At 56.9% G+C, this 7,825-nt stretch carries 8 protein-coding genes; all 8 read left to right on the forward strand.

Going from position 1 to position 7,825, the window contains the following annotated elements:
* Window positions 1-1,113: glycosyltransferase (locus ABX749_RS14200; RefSeq protein ID WP_372896554.1), on the forward strand; the 1,113-nt coding region annotated here is incomplete at its 5' end.
* A 17-nt stretch (window positions 1,114-1,130) separates the two neighbouring features.
* Window positions 1,131-2,081 carry an acyltransferase gene (locus tag ABX749_RS14205; protein WP_372896555.1) on the forward strand — a complete coding sequence of 317 codons (951 nt, stop codon included), beginning with the start codon at window positions 1,131-1,133 and terminating at the stop codon, window positions 2,079-2,081.
* Window positions 2,078-3,049: a glycosyltransferase family 2 protein gene (locus ABX749_RS14210; RefSeq protein WP_372896557.1), complete on the forward strand. Its 972-nt coding sequence runs from the start codon at window positions 2,078-2,080 to the stop codon at window positions 3,047-3,049. Before ABX749_RS14205 ends, ABX749_RS14210 begins: the two co-directional genes overlap by 4 nt.
* Before the next feature lie 109 nt (window positions 3,050-3,158).
* Window positions 3,159-3,581 (forward strand): DapH/DapD/GlmU-related protein, encoded by a 423-nt coding sequence (locus tag ABX749_RS14215; RefSeq protein WP_372896558.1) that lies wholly within the window; start codon window positions 3,159-3,161, stop codon window positions 3,579-3,581.
* A gap of 199 nt (window positions 3,582-3,780) precedes the next feature.
* On the forward strand, window positions 3,781-4,467 hold the full coding sequence (locus tag ABX749_RS14220; RefSeq protein ID WP_372896559.1) for an FkbM family methyltransferase: 687 nt from the start codon (window positions 3,781-3,783) through the stop codon (window positions 4,465-4,467).
* Window positions 4,468-4,491: 24 nt separating this feature from the next.
* Window positions 4,492-5,427, forward strand: a complete 936-nt coding sequence (locus ABX749_RS14225; RefSeq protein ID WP_372896560.1) for a glycosyltransferase family 2 protein — start codon at window positions 4,492-4,494, stop codon at window positions 5,425-5,427.
* On the forward strand, window positions 5,424-6,593 hold the full coding sequence (locus ABX749_RS14230) for a glycosyltransferase family 4 protein (protein ID WP_372896561.1): 1,170 nt from the start codon (window positions 5,424-5,426) through the stop codon (window positions 6,591-6,593). Before ABX749_RS14225 ends, ABX749_RS14230 begins: the two co-directional genes overlap by 4 nt.
* A 1-nt stretch (window position 6,594) precedes the next feature.
* Window positions 6,595-7,704, forward strand: coding sequence for a glycosyltransferase family 4 protein (locus tag ABX749_RS14235; protein WP_372896562.1), 1,110 nt, complete (start codon window positions 6,595-6,597; stop codon window positions 7,702-7,704).
* The last annotated feature ends 121 nt before the right edge of the window (window positions 7,705-7,825 follow it).

The following is a 7,825-nucleotide window of genomic DNA, read 5'->3' on the forward strand; positions in this document are numbered from 1 at the left end:
AACGCATTGTCGGTCAATAATCAGAGCGGACGACACGTTTTGATGGGGCACATTAACCGACTGCGGGACTGGACCGAGGGAACGCACGACTATGTGTTCCTGTTTCATGATGCCAATCGGGACATCGTCGTCGATCTGCCTGGTTACCAGTGGATCGAGTGCCCGGCATCGACATCCCACTGGAGCCGACGGGCGCTCTGGGAATACCGAAATTTGAACAAGATTGCTCGGCAGACCCACAGCGAGTTTATCTTTACGCCCGCCGGTGTCTCGGTGCCAGGCATCAAGACGCCGCAAGTCGTGTTCTGTCAGAATCCCTGGTGTATGGTGCCCGAATTGCATCACGGTTTGAACGACAAATTCAAAGCGTGGTTGCAACGGCGTGGCTATCGTCGCACGATGCGGGAAGCGTCGTTGATGGTCTTTAATTCACAATACATGCACGATGCCTACCGCTCAAATGCGGGCGGCGATGCGAAGCGTGCGATGGTGGTTTATCAGGCCATTTCCGAAACAACCTGGGAAGCGGCCCGTCGATGGGGAAAAAGTCTGCTGGAAAAAAATCACATCGTCAGCGTCTCGGCGATGGCGCCCCACAAGGGTGCCGATGTTCTGGTGCGGGCCTTTCGTCTGGTGCGCGACACGATCGCCGATGCAAGGTTGACGTTTGCCGGTGGTTGGCCCGATCCATCACATCGCCGGCAGATTGAAAACTTGGTCACCGAACTGGGCCTAAGTGACGCGGTGACCTTTTGTGGTTGGATCAGCGATGAAGAACTCCAGCAACTGTACTCTCGAGCGCACGTGTTCAGTCTGCTCAGTCGTTGCGAATCGTTCGGGATTCCCGCGATTGAAGCGCAAAGCTTCGGGACGCCGGCGATCGGGACCGACACCTGTGCCATCCCCGAAATCGGCGGCGACGGTGGGATGTACAGCGCTGTCGATGATGTTGAAGCGGCTGCAGCGAATTTGGTGAATGTTCTGACGAACGAGGATCTCTGGAATCGGTTGAGCGATTGTGCAAGTGAGAACGCACGCCGATTTTGCTGGACCGAGTGCAGTCGCCCGTTGTTGCAAATGTTCGATATCGTCAATCAGCACGCTGAAGCTTGATCGCCAAGGATGCAACATTGAACGCGTCTGGAACGACGGACCCGATGCGGTTTCACGGTTTTGACGCGCTGCGCGTTGCCGGCATGTTGGCAGTCATCTACATCCATGCCTGCGACACCAACGACCATGTCGAGTGGGGAATGCGGTATCTGGGGTTTGCGGTGCCGTGTTTTTTCATGATGAGTGCGTTTCTGGCCCAGCAAACCATCCTTCGAAAAAACATCGCCTTTTTCGATTGGATCAACCGCAAGTTTCAACGCTTGGCGCCTTCCTATTTTGCCTGGAGCACGATTTACTTAGCCGTTCGATTCGCGAAATCGTTGGCGACCGGTGAGGAACTTGAGTCGGGGATCTTCGGCAGCATCTTCTGGGGCGACGCGTCGCATCAACTTTATTTTGTGCCGTTTCTTTTCTACAGCTTCGTTCTATGGACCGGATTGATGATGCTGGCGAGGCGGCGCCCGGTGATGACGGCAGGATTATTGGCCGTTTCCATCGTGATCTTTGTGTGGCAGGCGTCAGCGATTGAAGCCAGCTTGCCGGCCAATCGCTGGTTTATCGGAAAGAACCTGGCTTGGTTTCCAATCGGAATGTTGTTTGCCATCGTGGTGGACCAATTGCAAGAAAAACGCGAGTGGTTTTTCTGGCCGATCTTAGCAATGTTGGTTGTGATGCTGCTCAGCGACTTCCTGAATGTCTATGCGATTTCAACCGTGGTCTTTGCGTTAGCGATTGTGGTCAGGCGTCCCGCACCCCGTTGGCTCAAACGCCTTTCGATCTACAGTTTTGGGGTGTATCTCTCACACGTGCTGTTCATCGAAGGGATGCAATTTGTGGCACCGCGAATCGGACTGAACCTTCAGTCGATCAGCGTCACGTTGGGAATCATGGTGATCGCGGGACTCATCTCCTTTGCGACCTGTATGCTTCTCGGCCAGTCCAAGTGGACTCGTTGGAGCGTCACATGAGCGGGCCGAAGCAACGCCGCCCGCGCGTCTCGGTCGTGATGGGGGTGTACAACGGCGCGTCTCAATTGACGGCGACGGTTGAAAGCATCCTTGATCAAACATTCGAGGACTTTGAATTGATCCTCGTCGATGACGGGTCGACGGACGGATCATCGGAATTGCTGAGAACATTTGCGGCGCAGGATCGTCGGATTGTGCTGTTGCATCAATCCAATGCGGGGCTCACCTGCGCCCTGATCAAAGGATGTGATCACGCACGGGGGGAGTTCATTGCTCGACAGGACGTCGGTGACCGGTCGCTTTCGAGACGTCTGGAAAAACAGGTCCAATACTTGGATAGACATCCCGATGTGGTTGCGGTCGGCGCGGGATGTCGAAGAATCGGCCCTGGGGGAGAGTTTCTCGGGGAGACGATACGAGATCAAAGTCCGGAACAGATCACCGCTGCGTTCCTCGAGGAGGGAATCGGAATCTCTCATACCGTCGCGACGTATCGTACCGAAGCCTACCGCTCGATTGGCGGATACCGTCGCGAGTTTCGATTCGCGCAAGACACGGATCTTTGGCATCGGATGACACGTGTCGGAAAACTCGGCGAGTTGCCGGAGGTTTTGTTTGAATGGGGAATTGACATGGATGGGATCAGTTCGACCAGTCACGATCGGCAACGCCGCCTCGCGATGCTGGCTCAGGAGTCCTACCGGTGTGTCCAGCGTGGAGGAGATGATCGCGAGATTCTTCGCCGCGCGCACCAAACGAGCTGGGGTGATCTTCCGCCGACGACAGTGATTTCACCGCGTGTCGCTCTGGCGAGTGCTGAGTTCTTCATCGGCAGCCAGCTCTATGCCATCGGTGACCATCGCTGTCGGCCCTATTTGTTGCGCGCCATCCGGCAGCGCCCGTTCTGGATTCGTCCCTGGGTGAAGGTTGCGTTGTCCTATTTGCGATTGCCGGTAAAAGATGCTTGAGACGTTGATACGAACGTTTCGCTTGATCAGTTGGAGGATGCGTGCGTTCTGCTGGTCGATTCGCGGCGCCAGACTCCAACCAAAGGTCAACATCGGTGCGAGATGCCGCATGGACTATCCGCGCGGAATTTGGTTGGGAACCCGCGTGACACTTGAAGACGACGTCTGGTTGAAACTGGTCAATCAACAGGCACAGCTTGACGTCGGGGCGTTCACTTTTTTTGGCCGGGGAACCGAATTGGATGTTTCCCAACAGGTCTCAATCGGTACCAACGTTTTGATCGCTCCACGAGTTTTCATTACCGATCATTCACACAACTCCAGCCGCGGCCTTCCGATCAATCAACAGGGTTGTAACAGTCAGGCGGTCAGCATTGGAAATGATGTTTGGATCGGAACCGGGGCGACGATCCTTTCCGGAGTGACGATCGGCGACGGCGCCGTAATCGGTGCCGGAGCAGTGGTCAGGAGCCACGTGCCCGAGAATGAAGTTTGGGCCGGGGTTCCGGCACGGAAAATTGGTGAACGGTAAGGGTGCGATGACGATGTTAGCGGCGATTCAGGCTCCAAACGATCTTCAGCGTTGGCAATCCGGACAGCCATCGATGATGCGGCTTGCCGCTTTCTTAAATCGAGTTTCGCCACGCGGGAAGGGTGCAATTCCCCGATTCATCGGTCGCAGGTTCGGGGGCAGATGGAAAACGACCATCACCACCGATTCCGGATGCAAGTTGGCCGTCGACCCGGCTAACTTGGACCTGTTTGTGACGATTGAGAACGAGGGCGCTTGGGAGCCATGGATACGCCGCGCCTGTACACTCGCAATGCAAGACGGCGGTGTGATGTTCGACATCGGTGCCAACGCCGGCGCGATCTCCAATGAAACCGCGCTGGCCTGCCCAGGGATCACCATCAAAGCATTCGAGCCACAAGTGGAACTCGCGAGGCTCGTGGCCGTTTCCGCTCAGCTGAATGGATTGCAAAATATCGAAGTGTTCCCCGTCGCCGTCGGTGATCATGAGGGAACAGTCCAGCTGCACAAACCGGCGCACGCCTTACATGCATCGCTGATGACATCAGGTCAGGCGGGGGAAGCGGTCGTCGATGTGCCCCTCATTTCACTCGACTGGGCGGTCCATTCGGGACAGCTTCCTGCTCCGACATTCATCAAAATCGATGTCGAAGGTGGCGAACTCGGCGTCTTGAATGGGGCTCAGCAAATCCTGACGAAACACCAGCCTGTGGTGATTTTCGAAGCCAACGAGAGCTCAGATCGCTTCGGCTACGGCCGCGAAGATCTGTTTGCCCGGTTTCGTCAATGCGGAGACTATGAATTTTTCTGGATCGCGCCGGGCGACGTCCTTGCCAGCCCGAAGCAGCGCGCGACCGAATTCGAATCCCACTATCAGCGAGTTTGAATTCTCCACCAGATGTCCCCCAACGTGTCAATCGTCATCCCGACGCTAGGACGCGACGCGGTTCTCGCCTCTACGATCGAATCGTTGTTGGCACTTCCGTCGCCGGCTGCGGAAATCTTGGTCGTTGATCAAAGTCCCGAGCATGATCAATCGACGACGGAACAATTGACACGTTGGAACGCAACGGGATCGATTCGATGGATTCGACTGCCAAAACCCTCGATTACCCGGTCAATGAACCACGGTTTGCGCGAAGCCAGTTCCCCACTGGTGCTGTTCTTGGACGATGACATTCGCCCCAACGCGGATTTGGTCGCCGTTCATGCGGCGGCTCATGCCCAGTGCCCGCAATTGTGGGCGACCGTCGGACAAGTCATCCAACCCTGGCAGAAACCTCAGCCGATCGACGCTCCGCGCGGCCTCACGGGCCTACGGCGAGACGAAGACTTTCCGTTTCATTCCACCCGTGAGATGGAAGTCCATAACGTGATGGCCGGAAATCTGTGCGTTCACCGCGATCGCGCTCTGTCGATCGGCGGCTTTGATGAAAATTTTCAAGGTGCCGCCTATCGATTCGAAACCGAATTCGCCCGCCGGTTGGAAGCCGCCGGGGGATCGATTCGATTTCTCGGGTCGGCGGGCATCGATCACTTGCGTGTCGAGAAAGGAGGGACACGTGTGTCGGGCAGTCATTTGACCAGCCCATCGCCCAGTCATGGCGTCGGTGATCACTATTACGCTATGTTGCACGCGCAGTCGGCTTGCGAAGCGAATGGCTACTGTTTGCGACGCATCCTCCGCGAAGTCCGGACGAAATTTCACCTGACCCATCCGTGGTGGATTCCGGTGAAGCTTCTGGGAGAGGTGCGAGCCTATCTGGCAGCGCGACGGTTGATGCGAGATCGGATGAAAGTGTTCAATCCCTCGGATCCGATCAAGGTGAACGAGCAGGCTCCATGAAACTCGCCTTTCTGACCACGCACCCGATTCAATACCAGGTGCCGGTGTTCCGGCATTTGGCGGCCGACGATGGCGTCGAATTCAAGGCCGTGTTTTGCACCCTGCCGACCGCCGAGCAGCAGGGCGCCGAATTCGGCGTCAAGTTTGAATGGGACATTCCGCTGTTGGAAGGCTATGACTACCACGTCTTGGACAATGTTTCCAAGACGCCGGGTTTGATGCACTTTGCCGGCTGTGACACTCCCGGCGTCGCGGACTATTTTCGCGAGCAGGGGTTCGACGCGGTCGTGATCAACGGCTGGGTCGTCAAGAGCTGTCTGCAGGCGGCGCGGGCATGCAAACGGTTGCGAATCCCCTGCATCGTTCGCGGCGAAGCCAACAACTTGCGGCCGCGAGCCTGGTGGAAGCGATTGATCCACAAGCGGTTGATGCGCTTTTATGATGCGTTTTGCCCGATCGGTAAAGCCAGCGCGGCGTTCTATCGTGAACTCGGCATTCCCGACGAGCGGATGTTTTTGGCACCGTATTGCATCGAGAACGATCGTCTCGCCGCGACCAGCCCGCGTGATGTGGACTCCATTGCCGCCGCCCGTCGACGGTTCAAGATCGATGCCGACACGTGCTGCTTCCTGTTTTGCGGAAAACTGATCGAAAAAAAACAGCCCATCGGTTTGATGAAAGCCGTCGCACTGGCCCAACAACAAGGTGCCGAGTTTCAGCTGCTTGTGGTTGGTGAGGGCGCACAACGAGAGCAATGCGAGCGATTGGCGCGTGAGGGGAACCTGCCGGTTCAGTTCGCCGGTTTCTTGAATCAATCGGAAATCGGGCAAGCCTACAGCGCCGCGGATGCGCTGGTGTTGCCATCGGACAATGGAGAGACATGGGGATTGGTCGTCAATGAAGGCTTTGCGGCCGGCCTGCCCGCGTTGGTCAGTGATCAGGTGGGGTGTCATCCGGATTTGATCCATGACGGAGCGACCGGGTGGGTGCACCCGTTTGGGGATTGGCAGACGCTCGCCGACCAGTTGGCGCGAGCTGCCGGTGACCGTGAAGAACTTCAGCAAATGGGCCGCAATGCGAAAGCGCTGATCCGTCACTACAGCCCACGCGATGCAGCCGACGGAATCATGCGTGCCGCCCGCCATGTCACCGGGCTGGGGAGCTAAGATGATTCGCGTCGCGTTACTCGACACGACGGTACCCGGTGAACCCGGAAGCATGGGACGGTATCGAGATCAGCTCGCCGGTGCGCTGGCAAAGTACTTCCCTGATGAGGTCGAGGTGTCGGTGAAGTTCTTGGGCTGTGGTCGGGAAACGCTCGATCGCACACCCAATCGGTTGCGAATGTGGCGTCGTCACTATCACATTTGGCGTGCTGCACGGAATTTGGATGTTTCCCAATCCGACGTGGTTCATTTGCTCGATGGCAGTTTCGGCTATGCCGCGGGCGCGGTGCAGTCAGACTGCGTCGCCGTGACGGTCCACGATGTGATCCCTCGATTGCAAATGGATGGGGTCTTTGCCGGCGCCCCACCGGTCGGACGCGGGGCGCGTTGGCTGATCAGGCGGTCGTTGCAGGGCGTCGGGGCTTCCAGCGTGGTTTGTTCGGTCAGCCAAAGCACCGCGGATGACTTGAGGAGATTCGGTTGTGTGCCGGAGGGAGGCATTCGAGTCGTACCGAATGCTATCGAACAAGAATTGTTTGAGGGAGACAGGACGACGTCTGCTGATCTCAATCAACCGTGCCCCTTTTTGTTCCATCTCGGTAACAATGGTTTTTACAAAAACCGTGCCGGTGCGATCGAGATCTTGAAACGCATCCACACCAGCGTGCCGATTCGGTTGGTTCTGGCCGGGCCAGCGCCGGACGATGCGTTGCGACAGGTCTGCAGTGCGAGTGGTGTTGCCGAACGCATCGAGTTTGTCATCGATCCGGATCAGACCACGCTGGCGAAGTACTACCGCGCGGCGGCGGCGTTCCTCTTTCCGAGCCTTTACGAAGGCTTCGGGTGGCCGCCGCTGGAAGCGATGGCCGCAGGATGCCCGGTGGTTTCCAGCGATGCGGGGTCGCTTCGGGAAGTGGTCGGCGATGCCGGAGTGGTCGCGAGCTGTGGGGACTACGACGTGATGGCGCGGGGGTGTGAGAGGTTGTTGACCGAGGAAGCATTTCGCGAGGAAAGGGTTCGAGCGGGACGCGAAAGGGTCAAACACTTCAGTCGAGAATGCTTGGCAGAACGGATGATGAGGGTTTATCGGGAGTTGCTGGAAAGTAGCTGAGATAACAGAACAATGGCGGGCAGAATTATCGAAATGAAAAAGAGTGACAGGAAAATGCCCCAGGTCTGGAACTTGAAACTTGAAACTTGAAACTTGAAACTTGAAACTTGAAACTTGAAAC

The organism is Stieleria sp., assembly GCF_041595215.1.
In the GTDB taxonomy this organism is placed as follows: Bacteria; Planctomycetota; Planctomycetia; order Pirellulales; family Pirellulaceae; genus Stieleria; species Stieleria magnilauensis.